Here is a 23543-nt window from a genome sequence, read left to right on the forward strand (position 1 = left end):
TAGTATTATCTTTCGTCTTTATTTGCTGTTTTCTTTTATGTAATTAAAATCCAAGTTTTAGTTGTTTTACTTTCGCTGTCTTCCATTTTTAGTTAGTTAATGAATTAAGCTCGGCAAATGAAGCACCAATAACTAAGAGGTCAGAATAGCAACATTCACAAGAGATAAAGCTTTTATAAGTGCTTTATTAGCACTCGATACTTCACTGATCCTGATGGGTGGTTATGAGTCAGTATGCCGCTTGCTGCATTAAGCTTTAAAACTTTTTGACAACTTCCCTAGGGTAAACGTTAGCAGCGTTAATATTGCCCCCGCAGAGTTCTTTTAACTCTAGTATGCGGTTTTGGCTATCTATAAAGTACGTCAAATATTTATGCTCATGTATTTCTAATTTAAGTTTTAAGTACTCTTAGTAATCAATATTTAATACGCCAGCTCTAAACTGCTTCTGAGCGATGATGTAAGCAGCTGCTTATATTTTTCATTTGAAAGACATAAAAAATACTTGCTCCGGAAAGGTTATGTACTAACAACCAATCAGAGGAATTCTATGCGTTTAATCGAACTGAAAGTAGTGATGACAAAACATCACTAGGCCATTCAAGTATCTATAAATTTATTGCTGAAGGCCTTTTTCCAAAGTAATTTTCCATAGGGCTAAGTCGGTGGCGCGGGTTGAGTCAGAAGTGGGTGATTGGGTTGTGGAAAGGGCCGGAGAAAAAGATGCTTAAAATTTCCACAGTCTTAATGTGAGTAGGTGTTTTGGGTGGCAATATGCTCCCGTAAATTAAACTTTTTGTAGAGCAGACAAAAGTATTGCCTAAAAATATAAAGTCTTGATTTTTTTGTTCTTTATCTGTGTAATGAGCTGAGACAGAAAGGAGAATTGAATGAATGCTATAGAGCAGCTACGAGAAAATGTAATTTCAGACTTACTTGATTTAAGTACGATGAAAAAAGTCTGGCCTAAATGGTCGCAAGAAATATCCAAGAACATATCAAATTACCCCCCAACAAATAAAGAACTAAGAGATTTAGGCAATAATCTTTATACCATATTTAAAGGAACATCGAGCGGCACACGCTCGCAGGACGAAGTTTCAGGAGGTGGTGCTGCTTGGGAGGGGCTAGTTTGTTGGTATTTGAATTTGTGCTTAATTGGAAGCCGAACTGTAATTATAAAATCAAAGAAAGCCCATATACCTGAAGCAATACAAAGTGCGATAAGCGTAAATTACGGTAACTTTAAATCAAATACAGAAAGTGATTTACTTGCGATTACATTCCCTGACTCTCCAGAAATTACAGGGGAATACATTGGTGAACCAAAAAATGTCCTATCACTGTTATCCCCGGTTGTTGAAAATCGTTTTCATGAAACTGAATTAGTAATCATACAGTGTAAAACTAACTGGAATGACAATGCTCAAATTCCAATGCTGTGGGATTTGATTTATTCATCTCAAGGTTTTAAAGGCGAAACTACCGTAGGAAGTAATGGTTATTCCCATAAGAAGCTACAAAAGTTTTCATATGCATTTGTAACAGTACCAACGGTTAACCCTGACAAAATAAAGAATACTTCAACATGTGTAAAAAGAGTGCAGAATTTATCTGGAGGTAACTTTTGGGGGTTACCAAGTAAAACGGGGGTTGCGATGAATCTCGCAGAGATACTAGACAAGAACTTTCAAACCACATTGCAATCATATAAAAAAGGCTGGAACTCTGAAGTCTCAAATGAGATTCGAGAGAAAAATATTAACGATTACTTTAAAGTTCAATGAGCCAGCATCACTCATTAATATTTCGTTTTGGCAGCTTACACCAAGTCAGTAAAACTATGTTCATAGCCCTGGACTTAGCTTCAGGGTTGCGTTAAACTGTTCGTTATTAAAGTTTCGGAGTGTTTATTCGTGCGGCATATTGAGTTGTTTGCTGGCTGTGGTGGTCTTTCATTAGGTTTAGAAAGTGTAGGTTTTGATTTTGTTCTAGGTAATGAATTATCACCCATGGCGGCTGAGACATTTGCTTATAATTTCTTTAATGAAAATTTAAATGACTTAGCTAAATCTAAAGGAAAATCGGAACGAGTAAAATGGATAAATAGCCGCAATGATGACTTAAATGCTAGGTTAAGAGAAAACCCTTTTGAGTTTCCTACTATTGATGAGAGCGGTTATAGCGACTTACCTGTTGATATTTGTGAATACGAAGGGAAGTTATTGGTTGGTAGTGTTAGAGAATTAAACACTCTTTTATCAAAACGGCCTGAATTTGCTGATGCATTACACAACAGTTTTGGGAAAGGTGAGTTAACTCTAGTCTCAGGTGGCCCTCCTTGTCAGAGCTTTAGTATGGCAGGGGCTCGTAAAAAAGACTGTGATAAAAATACCTTACCTTTGGAATTTGTTTCTTTTGTCGAGCGTACTCGACCACGTTTTGCGTTGCTTGAGAACGTAACTGGCATTTTACGAGCGTTCCAAGATGATGATGGTAACAAGTACCATGCATGGTATGAGGTTGCAAAAGCTTTTGCCTCTATTGGATATGTGCCGGTTTGTCTTCATGTTAACGCTCGATATGTCGGTATTGCTCAAAATAGGCCTCGCTTCATTCTTATAGCTATTCGACACGATGTCCATGACTCTATTCTAGAGTCGCAGCAATTGAATGAGCAAAGTCTTAGTTTACTCTCGTCATCTTTGCCGTTTTTTAATATGGTACAAGAAAATGGTGCTGAATTAGAATTTGGTCATTTAGATTACTTTGATGTAGATAAGCAACCAGAAATCTTTGAAGGAAGCTTTTTAGCTGAACTAGTTAATGGTGCTCAGGTTTCTGTCAGTGAGGCAATTGATGATCTTCGAGGTGAAGGAATAGAACCCTCTAACTTTGTTACTCAACTTAATCGTACCTTTGAATTACCAAACAGAGGCGTAACCCCAAATCATGATAAACGTGCCAATGGAGAACTTGTTCAAAGGCGTTTTAGGCTTTATCAGGTTTTACAACAAGTCGGTAGTAAAGCAGTTAGTAAAGAGGTTTTCGCTATTTTAAAAAGCGAATCTACAACTCTTAGTATTGATGCATGGGCTGCTCTATCTGAGTATAAGTATTTAAATTTAGATGGTGAATTAAGGCCTATGAGAAGTTTACGAGAGTTTATTAGTTATCTGAAACTTCATCCAACGAAAAAGCAAACTCAAAAAGCGTTGTCACCTAATTTGCCTGCGCCAGCCGCATTATCAATTCCTGATGATGCATGTCATTATCATGAAGATGAACTTCGAACTCTCACGGTTAGGGAAATGGCTCGAATACAATCGTTTCCTGATAATTTTGAGTTCCGGTCTAAGGTCACTACAGGCGGAAAAATGAGGCGATACGAAGTACCTCAATACACGCAAGTTGGGAATGCGGTGCCACCATTGTTGGGGAGAAAGTTAGGGATGATAATTGAAGAATTAAACACTCATTTAAGATAAAATAAAAAGCACAGCCTATAGACGCTGTGCTTTTCGTTTAATTTAATAAAACCCTTTCTCTTAATTCTTTTCCTGCTTTGAAGTGAGGCACGTTTTTACCTTCAAGGGAAACTTGCTCACCGGTTTTAGGATTTCGGCCAACACGAGGTTTTCTGTAATGCAGCGAAAAGCTGCCAAAACCGCGTATTTCAATTCTCTCTCCAGCTGAAAGCGAAGAAGACATCAAATCTATAATTGATTTAATTGAATCTTCGACATCCTTAGCGGAGATATGCTCATGTTTAGAGCCTATATACTCCATCAATTCAGACTTTGTCATAATCACACCTTCAGTAAGTACTTAATTTAGTTATAGTACAACCTCGAGAAAAATAAAGTTAATTACTTATGAGTTGTCAACCTTACTATTTCATTGTTGAATCGAATTAGCAAAGGAGACTATTGGAATTTAAAGTCGTACCTAAAGCTGAGTATCTTAAAAACCTAATACGGATCGTCCTCTAAAACTGAAGAAAACTTTTCCATTGTTAGCCCTTCTATAAACTTGAGGTTCATCAAAATTCCCATTATGTATTCTCTGTATGTTCAAATACTTGGGAGTGTGCTCTTTGAAGGCGTAGACCATCTATAGCATATATTACTGTTAACCTGCTTTAGAATAGAGGGTTGCGTAAAGACTGTTGTACCATTTTTAGCTGCTAAGTAGGGAGTGACTATCCAAGTTAAAGCCTTGACTCAATTCTAGTTTGTACAAAATCACATTGAATTCCTAATAGATAACTTTTAGTTTTATTTGTATTAATGTTTTTTCGCGCTTAGGAATAAAGTAAAATTTTTAAATAATCATTCTCAATGTAGTAAACTACCTAGATTAGTTGAGTACAAATAGCGTAGTTTTTGCTTTTAGTACTCACAAAAGTCCCCCATGGCGTTAGCCTTGAAAATAAAGAGCCTAATAATCAAATGAGTAGAACAGGAATACAGTGGTTCCCGGGTCACATGAACAAAGCCCGAAACGAAATTAAAGAAATCATGCCACAGATGGATGTGATCATTGAGGTACTTGATGCCCGTATTCCTTATAGTAGTGAAAACCCAATGGTTACTGCGCTGCGTGGCGACAAGCCGGTGATCAAAATCATGAACAAGGCGGACTTGGCTGATCCTAAGTTAACGCAAGCTTGGAAAGACTACTTTGAGCAGCAAAGTGGCGTAAAAGCGATTGATTTTGGTAATGATAAAGCGGGTGAAGTACATCGTATTAATGAGCTTTGTAAAAAATTAGTGCCGCATAAAGTAGGCGCTGATAAACAAATTAAAGCCATGATCATGGGCATTCCAAACGTTGGTAAATCAACGCTTATTAATACCTTAGCTGGCCGTATCGTGGCAAAAACAGGTAATGAACCTGCGGTAACCAAAGCGCAGCAACGTATTAAGCTTGACGATGGCATTATGCTTTACGACACGCCGGGTATGTTATGGCCTAAAGTAGAGAACGAAAACTCTGGTTATCGTTTAGGGGCAACTGGTGCAATTCGTGATACCGCTATCGACTACGAAGAAGTGGCAAGTTACACCGCTGAATATTTACTGCATGCATATCCAGAACTTTTAAAAAGCCGCTATAAAATTGATGAGCTACCAGAGTCTGACTGGGAGTTTGTTGAAATGGCAGGTAAAAAGCGTGGTTGTATCCGCGGTGGTAATCAAATTGATACTTACAAAATGTCTGAAATTCTTATTAACGAATTACGCGATGGCATTATTGGTCGTATTACCATGGAAACACCGGCTATGCGTGAAGAAGAAGAGCAAATAGTTGCTGAGCTTCGCGCTGCTGCAGAGGCGAAAAAAGCCGCTAAAGAAGAAGAGAAAAAACAACGCCGTGCACGTGCACGCAAGAACCGTCGATAAAGTTAATGCATTAATTTTTAGACATAAAAAAAGCCCTGCAAGGGCTTTTTTAGTTTCATATCTACCGTCACCGATATGAGCAATGTAGCAAGTAAAATAAGTAGGGTCGCTTATATGTCGCCAATATCAAGGGGCGTTGCCATTAGTAACATATAAGCTAAAGCTTTAACGTGGCGACACGCGTTTCTGGGGAGAAACAAATTCAATCTGAACAAGTCATCATACTTCGCTTGGCTTGTTGAGATTAATTATCAATTAGGTTTGCGGTACTGTCAATATGTTTTTGAAAATAATTCTCATTTAGTTTGTTTTGCAGGTTTTGTACGAATTTTAGACATAAAAAAAGCCCTGTAAGGGCTTTTTGAGTTTCATATCTACCGTCACCGATATGAGCAATGTAGCAAGTAAAATAGTAGGGCGATCACCTGTTGCCAATATCAAGGGGCGTTGCGATTAGCAACAGGCGATCTTAGCTTTATCGTGGGCCACACGTGTTTCAGGGTCGAGAAACAAATCAGTTTATTCCGAACAAGTCATAACACTTTATTGTCTTGTTGATAGTGATTATCAATTAGATTTACGTATCTGTCAACACTCAATTGAAAATAATTCTCATTTCTTTATGTTTGTTTTTTAAACTTCAGTTATACAATGCATTAGCACTAAAGTTAGGCTGTAAATTACGTGCAATAAAAACTATGCTGGGGCTATAACAATTAAAATAATCACATGCGATGTTCTCAATTTGGTCAATAAGCCTTCTTGCAATTGTATATCTGGCAATTTTATTTGCGGTTGCAGGCTGGGCTGATAAAAGAAAAGTATTGCCTTTTAAAGGCTTAACCTATGGTTTATCACTTGGGGTGTATTGCACCTCTTGGGCGTTTTTTGGTACTACAGCACAAGCTGCTTACAACGGTTGGTGGTTGGCTCCGACCTATGCCGGTACTATTTTGTTATTTATTTTTGGCTGGCAAGTTTATTGCCGCATAGCGCATATTTGTCGGCAGCAAAAAATTACCTCAATGGCAGATTTTATTGCGACTCGGTATGGTCAGTCGTCGAGTTTGTCTGGGCTCATTTCATTGATTTCAGTGATTGCCATTGTGCCCTATATCTCTTTACAGCTAAGTGCAACTGCACAAAGTATCAACTTACTTACCGATCGTGCTGCCACACAAAGCCATGAAGTATGGGCCGATAGCACTTTTTACATCACGATTGTATTGGCACTGTTTGCTATTTTATTCGGCGCAAGGCGGTTAAAGCCCAGCGAACATAATCCAGGTTTGATTGCCAGTATTGCCTTTGAATCTGTGGTTAAGTTGTTGGCGTTTTTAGCGGTGGGTTTGTATGTATGCTTTGCTCTATTCGACAGCCCAGTGGCTCTGTTTGAAAAAGCGCATGACCTAAATATTGATCAGCAAGTGGCGGCCACACAAAGTCCAACCTATGTGTATGTTGCTCATACTTTGCTTGGTATTTTGGCAACCTTATGTTTGCCAAGACAATTCCACATGAGCTTTATCGAAAAAAATAACGATAAAGAGCTGGCCTCGGCACGTTGGCTATTTCCGATTTACCTCTTACTTATTAACCTGTTTATTCTACCGATTGCATATGCCGGATTAATTTACTTTCAAGGTCAAGAAGTCGCTACGACACCTTTGTATTGGCTTTACCCATGGCGGCTGATGATGCTTTTGTGGCGTTATTAGCCTTTTTAGGCGGCTTTTCAGCGGCAACCAGTATGGTGATTGTGTCATCAATTGTGCTTTCAGTGATGATCACGAATGACTTTATTAACCAATTTATTTTACGCCGCTCGCAACTTACATCGAGTAGTCGCGGGCTTGATAAAAATAACCTATTACATGCGCGTAAAATCGTTATCGTATTGATTTTATTGCTTAGTTACTTCACTCACCGAGTGCTGGGCGAAAGTACAACCCTTGCCAATGTGGGTTTGATGTCGTTTACCTTAGTCGCGCAATTTTCGCCTGCCATGATCATAGGCTTATGGTGGCGACAAGCATCGTGTCGCGGTGCGCAATTGGGGATTTTAAGCGGCTTTATTATTTGGGGATACACTCTTTTACTACCGAATATCGCCGGAGGTTTAGGAAGCGATAGCTTATGGCTTGTGAATGGACCGTGGGGAATAAGCTGGTTAGCGCCAACCGACTTATTCTCATTAGGCATGGAAAGCATTAGCCAAGCTTTATTGCTATCGCTAGGTGCGAACTGTTTAGTGTATTTCTTAGTGCCGTTATTTAGTCGAGCAACCTTAGCTGAACGTTTGCAGAGCAATAAGTTTGTGTCGCAGCTTAGTGATTCTCGAGTGAGTAATCATCTACAGCCTTTGAGTTACCATGATCTAGGTGCGTTAATGCAGCGATTTGCCGAAAAAGAAGCGGCGCAGTCGTTGGTAAATCATTACTTTCCTGATGATAAAAGTAAGTGGAAACGTCCTGCCAATGTTGAGTTAGAACTATTAGTTGAGCGCGAGATGTCTGCGGTGATCGGTGGCGCATCGGCACGGCTTATTTTAGATGTGGCCAAAAATGAGCAGCGCCAGCCTCTAGAGCAGGTTGCCGAGTTTGTTGATGAAGCAAGCCAAGTACTTAAATTTAATCGTGACTTACTGCAATCAACAATCGAAAACATTCAACAAGGGATCAGTGTAGTTGATAGTGAGCTGCGCTTGGTAGCTTGGAACCAAGGCTACAAAAACATGTTCGCCTACCCAGATGATGCGCTTTACATAGGCCGCCCGGTTGCCGACATTATTCGTTTTAATGCCGAGCGCGGCTTATTTAGCGGCGAGAGCATGACCAGCGAAGTTGAAAAACGCTTAGCCTATTTACGCCAAGGCAGCGCTTATAAATACCAGCGCTCGCACAATGATGGCCGGGTGTTTGAAATGCAAGGTAACCCACTGCCAGGTGGCGGCTTTGTAACAACCTATACCGACATTACCGAGTTCGTAAAACAACAAAAAGCGTTAACCGAAGCAAATGTTAGCCTTGAAGAAAAAGTCGCAGCACGCACCTTGGCATTGACTCAAGCAAACCAAGAGTTGTCGATGGCAAAGCAAGTGGCAGAGCAAGCAACGGTCAGTAAAACGCGCTTTTTTGCCGCTGCCAGCCATGATTTACTGCAACCTTTCAATGCTGCGAGCTTGTTTTGTTCTTTAATGAATGAAAAAGCCCAAGACACTGAACTTAAAGAGCTGGCGATGAATATTAAGAATTCATTAGGCAGCGCCGAAGAGTTGTTATCGAGTATTTTAGAGTTAACCAAGCTCGATTCAGGCTCGTTTAAAGTACAAATGAGCGAGTTTGCAGCCAGCTCGTTGGTTGAGCCACTGCGAAATGACTACGAAGCCCTTGCCCGCGAAAAAGGCTTAAAGTTTATTATTGAAACTTGTGATGTGCGCCTGCATACCGACAAAGCGCTGCTGCGAAGAGTGCTGCGTAACCTTTTGAGTAATGCGATTCGTTATACCGAGCAAGGTGAAGTGCGCTTAAAAATGCAGTACGACGATGACCATGTATCCTTTATTGTTGAAGACACAGGGATTGGTATTGCATCGAGCGATCAACAAACTATTTTCCAAGAGTTTAAACAGCTTGGTGCAAAGCCAAGCGCCGAGGGGTTAGGCTTAGGGTTGGCAATCACTAAACGTATATGTGACTTACTTAAAATTCCGCTAGTGATGGGGTCTGAACTTGGTAAAGGCACGCAATTTACCCTAACTCTACCTTGTAGAGTGAGTACTGCGCCAGCGCAAGCGAAAGGCGCTGAGGCATCACAAGAAACCGAGCTGGGGCAATTGCGTATTTGGTTGCTTGATAATGACCGCAATGTGTTAGAGGCACTAAAGCAGCTACTCGAAAATTGGGGCTGTGAAATCTCAACAGCCACAAACTTAGTGGAGCTTGAGGAGTTAAAGGCAAGCCAAGCCCTGCCGCAATTGTTGATTATTGATTATCAGCTTGATGATGGGGTAACGGGACTTGAAGTGATTGAGCAAGCGGCACTAACACGCTTACCAGCCATCGTTAATACTGCGAATCATGATGAAGGCATACGCGAGTTAGTGCTCGATGCGGGCTATCCATTGCTTTATAAGCCTCTGAAAGCGCCCGCCTTAAAACGCATGATTAAGCGACTGACTTAATCTGCGTTTTGCTCAGTTGCTGGGGTATTGGCTTTAATTAAGCGCTCTACCTCAGCGACAAACTTCTTATCTAAGTCATCTTCATGGCTCAGAAATAACATCATTTCATCACCATTGTGGTCAATGACCGTGAGCGTGGTGGTGAGTAGGGCGCTTTTAGCATAATCAACGTTGAGCTCTTTAATGTCACTAAAGCGGCGCTGATCTTTTTCGAGCACACCTTGCTCATTTTTCCAGTAACTAAAAATAGTGTTTTCTGTGATGCCGTTTCCATCAGTTTTAAAATCGATAAATGCGTCACTATAAAAATAATGTACACTCTCGTTGGCAGGAATAATTTCTTTTCTTTTTAAAAAGTTAACTTGATAAGACCAAAGCTTGTCACCGGTTACTATGGCTGAACTTGGCAACAAATATAGCTCATAAATTAAGCCATAAAATAACCAAGGCAGCATGAATATCGAAATGATAACCTGCCTCGCTCGCCACTGAGAGTGGTACTCAAGAGCCTGTTCGGGTTGCTTGAGGTTTTGAATGTAATTAACCAGTGGCAACCATAGAATAGGTGTAACTAAAAACAGCCAAGTACCATATTCCCAGTTATAGCTTACGACTTCAGAAATGATAATCGCCAGCCATAACACGAACCCAACCGCAACGGGCATGATCTTATTTTTACCAAAGGTTTGCTCGCTGTGCTTGCAAAGCTCAAGTAACAACGGAATAAAAAACAGTGGTGCAAATATCCCTCGGGCAATCGGCATAATATGGCTTTGTTGTTGCTCTTTTATCGCTTTCCAGTTGCGATAGCTCCAGTAGTTAATGAATATTCCTAAGCTTAATAAGCTATAAATAACAAACTTACTGTTACTGACAGGGTAGAACTGTTGCTCAGCAAAAACTGGGCGGTTACTTGCTTCTATACGCCAAGCCGCGATGAAAAAGATGATTGCCGCCAAGTAACTTAAAATAAAAACGCTATACCAGTTGGTTTCGTCATCCGCTGGTGTGGTTTTGGCGCTATTTGTGCCGTATTTAATGATGCCGTAATGGGTCGCGTTATTGAGTTTTTTACGCTCGCTTAGATAAAGGTCTATTTGATCGGCTGGAATATGATCCTGCTTAGCACTGTAATCAAAGTATAAGGTCAACACCGAGTCTTTAAATGTCACGCGTTTTTCGAGATGAAAAAATGGGTTGTCGACTGTGACCTGCTCATCATTAAACTGCCAATTAGTATCCGTAAACGTAACCTTTATGGTTGTTTCGATATTATTTGGGTAACGAAACCACATTGGTGCATTGTTACGTTCTCGCTGTTCCGGCTTATAAACTGAGTTTTGAATTTCACTGGCGTAAAAGTCGTTTTGAAAATCATTACCCTTAGGTCGCCAAAAGTTATCAATAGTATAGTGCTCATTGGTAATTAGCTGACCGGTGTCTTCTGGAGATTCAACCAGCATAGGTTTGACTGTCTTTAAGCCCTTGTAGGTATCTTGATAATATTCGCGGTAATCATCTTCTATGCTTTTTAAGCTGTTTTCAGCGATTGAACTGCGGCGGCTAATTGCTTCAAAGTCGCCGTATTTATATTGAGTTGAGAAACTAACTGGCTCATCAATACCTTCTGGGATCTGATAACTATCAAAAACCTGTATGCGTTTTAGGGCAGGCTCTGTGAACATATCAGTAAAGCCTGTTTCACCTTGCTTTATGATTAACGCTACATCGTAGTTCGGTTGAGCTAAATGTGCTAAATCGCCGCGCTGGTATGAAATGGTCGGATCAAGCCAATAGCGCTTACCTTGGTGCTCTAAGGTGACAATCACATGGTCAAACAAGCTAGGAGAGACAGGTAAGCTGGCAGTACGTTTTCTGTCTTCGGTGTTAACTAAAGCTGGATGAGCCTCTACGCCGAGCGCTTTAAGTAAAGAAATGAGCAAGACGGTTTTGTCTTTACAGTCGCCATAGCGCAGTGCCAAGGTTTCTGATGCAGGAGTAGGCTGGTGCGAGTTGGTGCCCATTTCTAGGCCTAAATAACGTATTTCGTCTTGGCTAAAGCGCAGGGCTGCAACAATTTGAGACTCTAAATCGGTATGTTGAAACTTAATTTGACGGGCAATTGTTTCAATAGCAGGGCTTACTTCGATGGCTGATTGGTATAAAGGTAACGACCAATTGATCACCTCTTGCCAATTATTTACTTCAGAGAAATACACTTCCTTGTAAGGTGAATACCAATGCGGTACTTCGCTTGCGGAGCGAATTGTCGGCTCATTGTGTTGGCTAATTTGGTAGTCAAAACCTGTATCGAGCTTGGTTTTAGTAACTGGTGACTCGCCATTCATAAAGTTGATATATAAGGGCGTAGGCTTTTGCCACTTTACCCGCATAAATTGCTGCACTATCGGCACCGACCAGTTCAGTGTGCGCATGGTGCTGAAGTGCTGATAAACCGGATTACTCCCCGAAACCGTATAGCTGTAATCTAAAATATCCATGACCCGCATATCATCAATAATGACATTTAGGCTTAAGGTGCCGTTGTATATACGACTTGCTAAGTCAGTCTCGCGTTGTAACACCTGTAGCTCGGCACTATTTAGTTTATCTATATATTGACCGTCACGAATAATGCCTAAGCTATTGAGCGTAAGATATTGATAATTTGGGTCAAAATCAATATTCAGCTGGCTAATATAATCAACCCCAGACTGATTGACCGCCTGCATTACAGTACGATTAAAGCGTTGCTGTGGGGCTTGCTCAGATACCTGAAACTGAGTGTCGAGCATCAGGTAGAAAGTCCCGTCTCGTATTTGGTCTCGAGGAATCTCAGGGATGAGTAACTTATGTTGTTTTACCCAGTTCGCTGCGGGCGCAACCTGATACTCTTCAGCGGCTGCAAAACAGCTCACAAAGAATAAAAAAACAGCCAGTAGCTTAAGTTGTAAGTGCATCCATTTCATTGTTATTTTCTAATTACGTTTAGTTTTATATGACAAATTACTGAATTTCGCGGCTTGAGCCAAATAAAAATTAATTTTTATAGTGTAGGTCTCGTAAGGATGTGGTGAGTCTAAGCGGCTCATGGTGAGCCGCTTTAGGGTTATATTATTTATCTTCAGACTCTTTAGCTGGTAAGTCTTTTATTTCAACGCGAGTATTTACTTCATAGTATTTTTGCGTGATTTTTTGCAAAATTTCGCGACGTAACGGGCTTACATGGCCGACTTCTTTGGTTAAGTTATCTCCATATGTCATGAAGGTGTTATCCCAGCCCCAGGCAATTACGCTTGGATCGGCGACTGTCGCGTTACCTCCACCATATTCCATATCACTGCCTAGGATGTCGGTAATATCATAGTTATCGATACTAAAAGAGAGGTTTTGCACAACTTGGTCTTTATCTGGCTCTTGAATCACTAGCGATTGAAGATGGTCAGCTAAGTCTTCTTCAAAGTTAGGAAAATAGTTTTTCTTTTCAAGGTATAAAGAAGAAACACGAGTGCTATGGTTACCTATCACACTGCCGCGGTTTGAATTAACAAACTGCACTGCATTGGTGGTCAGGGCTGCAAATACATTTTTCGCTGTATATGGGTGGTCTAGTAAATTTGGGCTGCCAATGTAGCCACGATAGTAGCCATACATTAATAGCGGGTCATTGTTAAATAGCGGTGCAACAATGTTGTACTCAATATCGTTTAATGAATACTGGTTACCATTAAAGTTAAAGCGCGGCTTATCAAAAAAGCTTGGTTCTTCGTTTAATAGCCTCGTTAGGTTTTTAACAGGATATTGCTGAACTAGTTCATTGAGTACTGTCACGTTATAGAGGTTGAGCCAGTAAGCGAGTAACTCTGATTTTGGTAAGTTACTTAAATTCACCTTGTTTGGCAGGTCGGCCATATTTTCTTGCACTATTTGCAAGTCTTGCTTCATCTGAGGATTCTTTCTGTACGAATCATAATAAAAGCGGTTTGCTTCTGTTGCGGTAGACGGTTTAGGGTTAGATGATAATCGTGTGCCTATTTTGCTCGTATTATTTGAAATGCGATAGCGGTCTGACATACCTAAATCAATCACCGAGGCATTTAATATTTGCCCGTAGTCAGTGTACTCAAGTGTGATATTTGATTTTTCATCATACTGATGAAATTGGCTAAATTTTTCTTGGTTAATCGCTGTCGTTGCTGTTTTATTAATAGGGGCCGTTGAATTACAGGCTGTGACTAGAATAAGTGACGTTGCTAATACGATGGGTTTTATGGCGTTTTTCATTTTTATGACCTTCCGTAGTTTAAAAAATAAACATAGCGTGGTTTTTCTGAAAGCGCAACAATCTGTTTTTTGTGAATTTTATTAAAAAATAAGCGTATAGTAGAAGAAATAAAAATAATAAGGACAACTCATGGAAGAAGCAAAACAACAAAATAAAATCGAAACACCAGAAGCTAAAAGCCCCGAAAATGATGACTTAGTTGGCATAAAAGGTTGGCTTATTCTTGTGGCGATAGGTGTGGTACTCAGCCCTTTTAGAGTATTTATCGAATCAATAAATACCTTTAAACCCATTTTCACGACCGAGATGTGGCAACGCTTAACATCGCAATTTGGTGATATGTATCATCCACTTTGGGAGCCTTTACTGATCATTGAAATGGTGTTTAATGCAGCACTATTTTTAGCTTCGCTTTATTTAATTGTGTTGTTTTTTAAGCATAAGAAAGCATTTGTAAGTTGGTACTTAGCGATATTATTTGGTGGATTAGCGTTTATTGCTCTCGATGCCTATGCGGTTAGTTTAATTGTGCCTGATGTCGACGTGTTCGATGATGAAATGAAAACGATGATTTTCAGAGGGCTTATTCAAGCTGTGATCTGGGGACCTTATATGCTTTTATCTAAGCGAGTGAAAGCCACATTTGTAAAATAAGTTAGCTGGGCACCGTAATTGTAGCTTCTGTGCCTTGCTGGGGTTTTGAGTTTATTGATAACTCAAAGCCTTGGTTGCGCACAAGTTCTCGGGTGATCACAAGTCCTATACCTGTGCCATTTGCCTTGGTTGAGTAAAATGGCACGAACAAGTTATCGGGGTTTTGAATACCACAACCTTGGTCGCTAATTGCAATATTTAAGTTATCACCTTGTCTTGACCAAGTGAGGCTAGGGGCAGAATTGCTGCCAGCTTCAAAAGCATTTTTTATCAGGTTGATCAACGCTTGTTCTAGTTGGCCGAAGTCGGCATTAACATGTAACTCTTCGCTGCTATTTATCACTAGTTCAGGAAAGATAGCGCTTAAACGTGTGTTTAATTGCTCGCTACTAATTGCTTGTTTTTGTGCAGGTGGTAGCTTGGCAAACGCACTGTAACTGGCTACAAAATCAAGCAAGTGTTGAGCGCGTTTTTCTATAACTTGCAACATATCTTGGGCGAGATCATCGTGACTGCTAATTTGTCCTTGGCGCTTAAGGGTTTGCAATGATTGACTCATTGAATAAATCGGCGTGAGTGAGTTACGCACTTCATGATTTAACACTCGAATCAAACGTTGCCATACAAGTTGTTCGTTATCGCGAAGCTGTTGCTCAATTGAAAAGAAGGTTAGTAATTCAAAGTTTCTGCCGGTCCGCCAAAAAGTCTGCGATGAGATTTGAAAGCGTTGTTTAAACAGTGAGTCACTGTTTTGTTGCCATTCGCCATCATGCAGAGCAATGCCTAAGTCGCTGGCCGATTTACCTTCAATTTGGCGATGACTAATACTGTTTATAAACGCCTTATTACTAAAGTAAATTAAGCCATGGGGGTCTAGTATAACGATGGGTAAGTCCAGCATGCTGGCAAACTCAAAAACAAACTCTTCAGTTTGCATATAATGGCGTTTGTTCTTGGCTATTTTATTGCTGAGCTTGGCAAAATCTTGCTTAAGCGCTGCAACTCGTCCACTTTGGTAAGACGCTAAATGCCAACTATTACTTTCGTCATTTGCCAGTGCATCTAGTTGCAGGCCAAAGCGTTCAACCACATCGGTGATCGCACGGTAGCTTTTAATTAAGGCAAAAGCGCTTATCCCAATAAACGGCAATAATAGGCTGATACTGGCAAACCAATCTAGTTTTAAGCTGAGCGAAAGGGCAATGCCAAGCGTTAATAGCACCGCTATAACCATATAAAAATAGCGTCGAATACGCTGCTCTAACGACAACTTACTACTCATTTAGCGTTCTACTTCTTTCAAATCGAGCTGATGTTTATCAATGCGACGATAAATAGCCGATTTACTTAATCCTAAAAACTCTCCTGCGGCGATAACATTGCCATTAAATTGCAGCAGCGCTTTTTGAATCATCTGTTTTTCAAGCTCTTCAAGGGGCAATAGTGGCAAAGCTTGTTCGGCATTGCTATTTGGTTGCTCGCAACTTGGTTGATCTAAAATGAGGTCATTGGCTTGAATATTGTTGTTATCGCTCATGATCACCGCGCGTTCAATGCAGTGACTTAGCTCACGAATATTACCAGGCCAGCTGTAATTTTTTAGCGCCTGTAGAGCATCAACACTGAGCGCCATATTCGCTCGTTGGTATTTTTTACCATGCACTAACAACAAGTGTTCAGCTAAGGGAGCGATGTCGTCTTTTCTGTCGCGAAGCGGTGGAATGTGCAGTTCAATAGTATTGAGTCTAAATAATAAGTCACGGCGGAATTCACCCTGCTCAATGGCCGTAGCTAATTCACTATTGGTAGCAGAAATAATGCGAACATCGGCGGTTTTGGTTTGGCTTGAGCCGAGCACTTCAAATTCTTTGCTTTCTAGCACACGCAGCATTTTACTTTGTAGCTCAAGGCTTAAAGTCGCAATTTCATCTAAAAATAAGGTGCCGCCTTCGGCAATTTCAAATCGTCCTAAGCGGTCTTCTTTGGCATCAGTGAAAGCGCCTTTCTTATGGCCAAATAATTCACTTTCGAATAGCGTTGGCGCAATGGCGCCAACATTCACGCTTACATAGCGTTTATCAGCTCTGAGTGAATGCTGATGAATATAATGTGCCAATAAGCTTTTGCCAGTGCCATTTTCGCCGGTAATTAAAATACTGGCATCGGTTTTTGCTGCGCGCTCAGCTTTGGCAAGCAACAGTTGCATGATTTCTGAGTGGGCTATGTAGTGGGCCTGTGTGTCACTGGTAAGCGCCTTTAAACAGGCATTGTCGTGATTACTTTGCTTGAGCTTGAGTTGTTGTTGCACAACGGCGGTTAAGCGTAAGTTATTCCATGGCTTTTCAACAAAGTCGACAGCCCCTAATTGCATGGCTTTAACGGCAACATCAATGCTGGCCCATGCGGTCATGACAATGACAGGTATGGTCGAACCTAATTGATTTAGTTGCTTTAAAAAGCGTAACCCTTCTTCACCTGAGGTGGTGTCGAGCTTGTAGTTCATATCAAGCAAAATCAGGCTAATGTGCTCTGATTTTAATAATTCAAGGGCATGTTCAGGGCCTTCGGCCTCAAGGCAATGTAAGCCCAATTGTTGTAATGCAACAGTAGCAGCCAGACGTACATCAGCTTGATCGTCTATGACTAAGATTTTGTCCATGATGTTTTCTTATTATCCTGTTGAGGCAGCTTAAGCTAAAACTAAAGCTGCCATTTTGTGCTGTTAATCGTTACGCAGTGCGGCCATAGGTTTTGCTTTAAGCAGTAAAACCAAAGGTCTAAAGCAAGCGAATAGCGCAATACATAAGGTAATACTCCAAGCAAGTAATTGCAGTCTTACATCAAGTATCAGCCAAGACATTAGCTGGCCTTGTAACATGTAAAAACCCATCATTACTACAGCAAGCGCAACCGCAAAACCAATGAGCACAGGGATAATAGCTTCAACACTCATCAGCTTGAATAAGCGCGCTTTTTTCGCACCTAATGCCATACGAATACCAAACTCATAACGGCGCAGACCTAGGTTGTAGCTTAGTACCCCAAAGATACCGATTGCTGCTAATAATAGAGTAAATAGCGCTAAGGTACTACATAGAACCACAGTCAGTCGGCTCATATACAGTAAATTGTCGTACTCTTGTTGGAGGTCATTAAACTGCCACATGGTTAGGTCGCTGTTCTTTTCTTTTAGCGTATTAAGTATTTGTTTATTAGTCAGCTTAACCCCATCAGAAGCTTTGATAGTAAACATGTAGCTATACGGTGTTGCTGGCCACCAAATGTGACGACCAAACGACTCATCGTAGTATTTAGGGTGATTAAAATCTTCGGTTACACCCACCACTTCATACATCTTTTCTTCTAAGCCTTGATAGCTCTTGCCGATGATATTTCGATAGTCTTGGCCTGGTAATAAGTTCTCTGCAACGCTGACCGAGACAAGTATCTCGTTGGTTTCACCACGTATAGCTTGTTCGCTAAAGGTGCGGCCAGCGAGAATTTTGGTGTTAACTAACGCAAAGTAATCAGGCCCTACCCACTGACTAGGGAAGAAAATTGAGCTTTTACCGTTTACATCAGTCAGGGTGTTGGCATTTTGTCTTGCTGATACTGGGCTGTGACCCAGGGCAACATCATCAATGCCTTGGCTATCAAGCAAAACCTGCTTGTATTGCAGCATATGTTCGTAGCGCTCCGCTAATGACATTTGATTATTTGGCTGGAACAGGTTGGCAAAATACAGGTTTTCGGTATCACTGCCGAGTGGGCGGTTAATCGTGCCCATGGCTTTACTGACTACCATCACCGAAAAACTAACAAGCAGCGCGGCAACAAACATTTGTGAGCCAATTAAAATACGCACTGTACGGCCAGATACCTGCGAAACCCCGCCTTTACCACTGTTCTGCATTTGCGTATTTAGGGTTTTGTAATTCACCAAACGCGCTGTAATTACAGAGAAAATATAAGCAAGAGCAATACACAGTATGATGGCAACAATGACCAACGTGCTATCAACCGCCAAGCTGTTAACCAGTGGTAATCGGCCTTCTGCCAATACTTTAAATAAACGTATGCCCCATACCGATAAAAACAGCGCAATGCTTACCGATAAGGTCATTAAAATCAGTGACTGTAAAAAGATACTTTTAAATAACGTGCTGCGTTTAGCACCTAACACCGCCTGCAAGGCGAGGGTTTTATGTTGAGCAAGAGCGCGCGAGAAGAATAAAGTGCTTACATTAAGTACTGCAATAATCAGTAGCCCTACTGCACCGGCTAACATCATTAAGCTTAAGTCATCGTTATTACCCAGCTCAACGTCGCGATACGGGGTTACTTCAGGTTTTACATCGGTGATCCCCCCGTTGTTTAGCCACTCTGATTTAACCGTATCAATTTGCTGTTTTAAATCGACTTTAACTTGATCTATGGTGACCCCAGGCTTTAAAACTGCAATCAGTTTTAGGTTTTTAAAAGTGTTTGTCCACGGGCTTTGCCAATCATCATTGTGAAAGAAACGGCGGTCAGCACTTGATGGAAACCACACTTCAACATCGCTTGCTTTAAACATGTAAGGAGGGCTGAATGAGTCATCAACAACACCGACGATACGGTGAACGTAATCGGTTTCACCCGCCATGACTGAAAGTGTTTTACCAATAATGTTCGGGTCGCTGTTGTAATGCTTGCGCCAGAAGTTAGCTGAGATAACAACGCGGTCATCAGGTGTTTCTAGCGTTTCTCCAAGGTCAAAACCCTGTCCCATTAAAAATGGCGTGTTTAATAAGTCAAAGTAGTTGCCGCCAACATACAGCACAGGCTCTTTAGGCTCGCCATCAAGGTTTGCAAAGATTTGCTCACCCGCATTGATCATCATACTTTGTTCAAAGCTTTGATTATGCTTAAGCCAATGCACCATCGATTGATAGCTTTGAAAGCCGGTGGCATCGTAGTCATCATAAGTAAGTGATTGCTCAACCACCACCATGCGGCTTTCATCGTACACATCAAGGGGCTTTAAAAAGTAGCTGTTAACAAGGCTAAGCACCACAAATAAGGTGGCAAGAGTTAAAGCAAGCGTTGCGATAACCGCTGTCACAAAGCCCGGTGCATTCATTAATGATGCCCACGCTAAGCTTAGTTGGGCGCGTGTTTTGGTTAATTTCATTACATCACCTCGGCGCTTTCGAGTACTTGCTCAGCAGTGTCGCTGCTAGGTGCTTGGCGTGCTTCAGAGTAGGAAACAATTTCACCATCTAGCAATTTAAGTTGCGTCTTTGCACGTCCGGCATAACGTAAATCATGGGTTACCATACAAATCGTGGTGCCTTTTTTATTCAGCTCATCAAGCAAGTCCATGACGGCATCACCATTTTTTGAATCTAAGTTACCAGTTGGCTCATCCACCAATAAAATGCTTGGCTTGCCAGCCAGTGCGCGGGCAATAGCAATACGCTGTTGCTGACCACCGGATAATTGGTTTGGTTTATGCTGAGCACGGTGGCCCATCTCAACTTCATCAAGGGCTTGTTTTACCGCAAGCTCAATTTCGTTTGGGCTCATGGCTGGCTCTCGGTAAGTGAGCGGCAGTGCCACGTTGTCAAAAACAGATAATTCATCAATTAGGTTAAACGACTGAAATATAAAACCAATATGAAGGTTTCTTAGTTCAGCTTGCTGATCCATATCGAGGGTTTTTGTATCGACTTCTTTAATGAAATAATCGCCAGCAGTTGGGCTATCGAGTAAGCCTAATAATGACAGAAGCGTCGATTTACCACAGCCAGATGGGCCGCTAATACAGATATAGTCACCTTGGTTAATATTCAGGCTGATGTCTTTTAATGCATAGGTTTCAACATTTTGGCCGCGATAAACTTTGGCGATTTTGTTTAATGAGATAAGCGTGTTGGTTTTCATAAACTGTCCTGTTCGATTTTTATTGTTGCCAAATGCTGCCATTTAGAAAGGTCTGAAATGATCAGCTGTTCGCCCACGGTGGCACCGCTCAAAAGTTGAATTTGATTGTCACTGAGTGTACCAAATTCGATATTGGTTGGCGTTGCTAACTGGGTATTTGGATTAAGTTTAAACAGCGTGGCTTCGCTGTGTGCTTGTGCTTTTTGTGGCACGTTAATGGTTAACGCATCAGGAATAATGTTGCTAACGACATAGCCTTCAATGCTCAAATCTGGGCGGGCATTGGCAGGCAGTGTGCCTTGTAAATCAAGTTCGATGATAACTCGGCCATCGGTAACAATAGGGTCAATTCGGGTGACTTTGGCATCAACTTCACCGTGGTCTGCTTGGCTAAAAGTGTTAACTTTCGCTGCCATATTGAGTGCCACTTTTTCGGCATCAGCTTGCTTAACGCTTAGCTCTGCTTTGAGTGCTTTATTTGAGCCAACCACCGCAAGGCGGGTACCCGGCACGAGGTTTTGACCAAGTTCAACATTCAATTCTTGCAGCATGCCATCGATGCCTGCTGTTATTTGCAGCTGATCAAAAGCCTGTTGTTCAACCTGATAATTAAGCTCAAATTGGCTTAATAGTTCTTGCTGTATTTTGTTGCGTTGTAAGTGCATTTCTTTGAGCTGAGCGAGGCGTTGCTGCTCGATACTTACGCGCTCTGTAAGCTGTGCAACGTTTAGCATGCTTCGTTTGTAATCGAGGCTTGAAACAATTCCTTGCTCGATCAGTTTGCTTTCGGCATCGACTCTAAGCTCTGCGCTTTGCAGCTCACTTTTTAATATGGCGAGATTTGCTTGGCGCTCAAGTAGCTCACTTTGCTGATTAATTTTTTGCTCATTAACACTGGCTTTTTGGCGAGCAAGTTCTAGTCGAGCGACCGATAAACGCTGCGCTTGCTGTGGGTTGACGAGGCTTAAAATCACCGTGTCTTTTTTAACGATAGTGCCGGGGTATACATGGATAGCTTCGACCATTGCGGTGTCGGTATTGGTTAAGTAACGTTGATACTTTGGCTTTAAACGGCCAAAGCCACGTATTTTCACCACAAAATCGGCTTGTTCTACGGTTGCAATTTGCAGTTGGCTTGCAGCAACCACGGTGGGTGTAGCCCATTGATACACCATTAAAGCGCCAAGAGCCGACACGCCAATGGCTGCAGCCATAAGCCATTTTTTAGCTTTTGATTGCTGAGGTTTGCGTTTTAGTGTGCTGTCTAAATCCATGATACTGATAAAATTAAATAATCATGGAATAGCTAAGGCGAGTTTTGTGCCAATTGTTAAGGTGTTGATTTTAATGGTTTTGTATTTGGTGGAGGAAATGGTTTTTCCCACTTCTGGGATTAATACAATCAAAAGTGGGATAACCAATAATGTGTTGTTTACTCCATCAGCTTTGCAAGCTTAGCTAGTTGCTTTTTAGCATGTGCGTTATCAGGTTTAAGCTTTAACACATGGTTATAATTGGCGGTTGCTTGCTTTAGATCACCGAGGTACCAGTATGCCTCTGCTAAGCTATCAAAAGTATTGTAACTATGTGGGTAAAGGTGCGTATTAAGTTTAAAAATCGCTAACGCTTCATTGAGTTTATTTTGGTTAATAAGCGAGTAACCCCATAAGTTAATATCGTTTTCAGTAAATTGAACTTGCTCATCTTTAGTTAATTGAGCGGCAGCTGTAATTGCATTTTCATAGCCTTGCACTTCAAGAACTTGCCATAAGCGTTTAATATTTTTCGCTAAACCAAAGCCATTTTCTTGTTTCATTTCAGGAATATAAAAGCTTGCTATTTCATCTACAAATTGCGATGGCATTGCGCCAATCAAGTTGGTTAAGATCACTATCGACATATTATCTTCTGGGTAAACAAAGATACCGGCTCTGTTACCACCTATTGCAGCTAATGCCGGGTGTTCTTCTCGTCCCATAACTGGCCAGCCAATACTGTAGCCATTTACGCGTTGATTAAAGCCTTGAGTATGACCATTTTTTAGTCGAGTCGGAGTCCACATTTGCTGAATACTTTGTGCACTAATAAGCTGATTAGTTTGTAATGCCACTAGCCAATTTGCTATCTCAGTTGCTGTTGAGGCCATGCCCGCGGCTGTTTGTAGCATTGGCGAGAAAATAGCTTCTCTTGAATTTATAAGCTCATTACCATGCTTTTCGTATCGTCTAGCTGAATGTTTGACAACGTTATTGAGATTACCAAAGCCCGCTTCAAGTGTTCTGTTCATTTCAGTTTGTTGTAATTGTTTTTTTGCTATGAATTGCTGAAATGGCATCCCAGATAACTTATTAATTAACTGACCGATAATGACGTAGTTTGTTTGGTTATATTTAAAACGGGTGCCGGTTTCGAATTCTAATGGTTTAGTTTGTACTTGTTGCCATGCATCATCAGGCCCTTGATCTGAGATTAGATTAGCAATTTCATCTTTTATGATGTCAGGTAAACCTGATGTATGGCTCATTAATTCTCTTGTTGTTATAGCATGCCACTGAGCTGGCAGTTCTGGTAGGTAAGTGCCAATAGGTGCATTAAGGTCTAACTTCTTTTGCTCAACAAGTTGCATCAGTGCGACACCAACGAAGGCTTTAGTTGCGGAATTAATCACAAATAAAGTGTCGGCATCAACGGCGATATTATCTTCTATATTTGCAACTCCGTAGCTGGCAACTTTCGTTATTTTATTATTTTGCACAACAGCGAGTTGTAGTCCTGGAATATGCCTTTTTTGCATTAACTCAACCAGCCATTGGTCGAGCTCATCTGCATGTGCAGAAAAGGTACTCAAAGTGGATAGAAGAGCAATCGTTGGAAGGATTAATTTTTTGCCAAGTTTTTTGCAAGCTGTGTACACGATGTTGTCCTTAGTGTTCATTTGAATCTATTATTTTTTACTTAGATTGTTTTTAATGATGAGCACTAAAGCGAGGAGTATGCCAAAGTTTAACTTTATGAATTCTAAGTCTTTTGTGATTTTCCGTGATGTAAGAATTCCCATTTATGGGAATTTCAATTTAAACCTGGGAGTGAA

Annotated in this window: 14 protein-coding genes and 2 pseudogenes; 6 read left to right on the forward strand and 10 right to left on the reverse strand. The window is 41.1% G+C overall.

Annotated features, from left to right (window positions below; genetic code table 11):
• Positions 1–173 precede the first annotated feature (173 nt).
• Positions 174–367, reverse strand: a pseudogene (locus C2M33_RS21540) (JAB domain-containing protein).
• Positions 368–501: 134 nt separating this feature from the next.
• Here C2M33_RS21540 and C2M33_RS21545 point away from each other — a divergent pair.
• The 3 genes from C2M33_RS21545 (at position 502) to C2M33_RS04810 (ending at position 3488) form a co-directional block, all read left to right on the forward strand.
• Positions 502–645 (forward strand): AlpA family phage regulatory protein, encoded by a 144-nt coding sequence (locus C2M33_RS21545; protein WP_442793144.1) that lies wholly within the window; start codon positions 502–504, stop codon positions 643–645.
• A 245-nt stretch (positions 646–890) separates the two neighbouring features.
• Positions 891–1787, forward strand: coding sequence for a hypothetical protein (locus tag C2M33_RS04805; RefSeq protein ID WP_105173886.1), 897 nt, complete (start codon positions 891–893; stop codon positions 1785–1787).
• Between the two features lie 129 nt (positions 1788–1916).
• Complete coding sequence (locus C2M33_RS04810; protein ID WP_105173887.1) at positions 1917–3488, forward strand: DNA cytosine methyltransferase; 1572 nt, start codon at positions 1917–1919, stop codon at positions 3486–3488.
• Between the two features lie 37 nt (positions 3489–3525).
• On the opposite strand, the gene C2M33_RS04815 is transcribed toward C2M33_RS04810, so the two are convergent.
• Positions 3526–3807: an integration host factor subunit beta gene (locus C2M33_RS04815; RefSeq protein WP_105173888.1), complete on the reverse strand. Its 282-nt coding sequence runs from the start codon at positions 3805–3807 to the stop codon at positions 3526–3528.
• 644 nt (positions 3808–4451) lie between these two features.
• On the opposite strand from C2M33_RS04815, the gene ylqF reads away from it, so the two are divergent.
• The gene (gene ylqF, locus C2M33_RS04820) at positions 4452–5405 is read left to right on the forward strand and encodes a ribosome biogenesis GTPase YlqF (protein ID WP_105173924.1); all 954 of its coding nucleotides are present in this window, start codon (positions 4452–4454) and stop codon (positions 5403–5405) included.
• 734 nt (positions 5406–6139) lie between these two features.
• Positions 6140–9588 (forward strand): annotated as a pseudogene (locus tag C2M33_RS04825) (PAS domain-containing hybrid sensor histidine kinase/response regulator).
• Here C2M33_RS04825 and C2M33_RS04830 read toward each other — a convergent pair.
• Positions 9585–12557, reverse strand: coding sequence for a DUF3857 domain-containing transglutaminase family protein (locus tag C2M33_RS04830; protein ID WP_105173889.1), 2973 nt, complete (start codon positions 12555–12557; stop codon positions 9585–9587). The pseudogene C2M33_RS04825 and the gene C2M33_RS04830 overlap by 4 nt on opposite strands.
• A 145-nt stretch (positions 12558–12702) precedes the next feature.
• Positions 12703–13872 carry a DUF547 domain-containing protein gene (locus C2M33_RS04835; protein ID WP_063700935.1) on the reverse strand — a complete coding sequence of 390 codons (1170 nt, stop codon included), beginning with the start codon at positions 13870–13872 and terminating at the stop codon, positions 12703–12705.
• Between the two features lie 130 nt (positions 13873–14002).
• Here C2M33_RS04835 and C2M33_RS04840 point away from each other — a divergent pair, with 130 nt between their 5' ends.
• Complete coding sequence (locus C2M33_RS04840) at positions 14003–14527, forward strand: DUF2569 domain-containing protein (RefSeq protein ID WP_105173890.1); 525 nt, start codon at positions 14003–14005, stop codon at positions 14525–14527.
• A gap of 1 nt (position 14528) precedes the next feature.
• Here the strand turns inward: C2M33_RS04840 and C2M33_RS04845 are convergent, their stop codons facing one another.
• The 6 genes from C2M33_RS04845 to C2M33_RS04875 form a co-directional block, all read right to left on the reverse strand.
• Complete coding sequence (locus C2M33_RS04845) at positions 14529–15809, reverse strand: sensor histidine kinase (protein ID WP_105173891.1); 1281 nt, start codon at positions 15807–15809, stop codon at positions 14529–14531.
• Complete coding sequence (locus C2M33_RS04850) at positions 15810–17186, reverse strand: sigma-54-dependent transcriptional regulator (protein WP_063700941.1); 1377 nt, start codon at positions 17184–17186, stop codon at positions 15810–15812.
• Positions 17187–17249: 63 nt separating this feature from the next.
• Positions 17250–19700, reverse strand: coding sequence for an ABC transporter permease (locus C2M33_RS04855; RefSeq protein WP_063700943.1), 2451 nt, complete (start codon positions 19698–19700; stop codon positions 17250–17252).
• Complete coding sequence (locus C2M33_RS04860; RefSeq protein WP_105173892.1) at positions 19700–20452, reverse strand: ABC transporter ATP-binding protein; 753 nt, start codon at positions 20450–20452, stop codon at positions 19700–19702. Before C2M33_RS04860 ends, C2M33_RS04855 begins: the two co-directional genes overlap by 1 nt.
• The gene (locus C2M33_RS04865) at positions 20449–21726 is read right to left on the reverse strand and encodes an efflux RND transporter periplasmic adaptor subunit (protein WP_105173893.1); all 1278 of its coding nucleotides are present in this window, start codon (positions 21724–21726) and stop codon (positions 20449–20451) included. Before C2M33_RS04865 ends, C2M33_RS04860 begins: the two co-directional genes overlap by 4 nt.
• A gap of 158 nt (positions 21727–21884) precedes the next feature.
• Positions 21885–23387, reverse strand: coding sequence for a serine hydrolase (locus C2M33_RS04875; RefSeq protein WP_082873981.1), 1503 nt, complete (start codon positions 23385–23387; stop codon positions 21885–21887).
• Positions 23388–23543 lie beyond the last annotated feature (156 nt).

This window comes from Pseudoalteromonas sp. T1lg122 (assembly GCF_002964825.1).
Taxonomy (GTDB): domain Bacteria; phylum Pseudomonadota; class Gammaproteobacteria; order Enterobacterales; family Alteromonadaceae; genus Pseudoalteromonas; species Pseudoalteromonas gelatinilytica.

Bases quoted from the DNA above. Each gene is read 5' to 3' on its own strand.
- C2M33_RS04855 (WP_063700943.1), bottom strand. From the start codon at position 19,700: ATGAAATTAACCAAAACACGCGCCCAACTAAGCTTAGCGTGGGCATCA.
- C2M33_RS04845 (WP_105173891.1), bottom strand. From the start codon at position 15,809: ATGAGTAGTAAGTTGTCGTTAGAGCAGCGTATTCGACGCTATTTTTAT.
- C2M33_RS04815 (WP_105173888.1), bottom strand. From the start codon at position 3,807: ATGACAAAGTCTGAATTGATGGAGTATATAGGCTCTAAACATGAGCAT.
- C2M33_RS04860 (WP_105173892.1), bottom strand. From the start codon at position 20,452: ATGAAAACCAACACGCTTATCTCATTAAACAAAATCGCCAAAGTTTAT.
- C2M33_RS04840 (WP_105173890.1), top strand. From the start codon at position 14,003: ATGGAAGAAGCAAAACAACAAAATAAAATCGAAACACCAGAAGCTAAA.
- C2M33_RS04875 (WP_082873981.1), bottom strand. From the start codon at position 23,387: ATGAACACTAAGGACAACATCGTGTACACAGCTTGCAAAAAACTTGGC.
- ylqF (WP_105173924.1), top strand. From the start codon at position 4,452: ATGAGTAGAACAGGAATACAGTGGTTCCCGGGTCACATGAACAAAGCC.
- C2M33_RS04835 (WP_063700935.1), bottom strand. From the start codon at position 13,872: ATGAAAAACGCCATAAAACCCATCGTATTAGCAACGTCACTTATTCTA.
- C2M33_RS04865 (WP_105173893.1), bottom strand. From the start codon at position 21,726: ATGGATTTAGACAGCACACTAAAACGCAAACCTCAGCAATCAAAAGCT.
- C2M33_RS04805 (WP_105173886.1), top strand. From the start codon at position 891: ATGAATGCTATAGAGCAGCTACGAGAAAATGTAATTTCAGACTTACTT.
- C2M33_RS04850 (WP_063700941.1), bottom strand. From the start codon at position 17,186: ATGGACAAAATCTTAGTCATAGACGATCAAGCTGATGTACGTCTGGCT.
- C2M33_RS04830 (WP_105173889.1), bottom strand. From the start codon at position 12,557: ATGAAATGGATGCACTTACAACTTAAGCTACTGGCTGTTTTTTTATTC.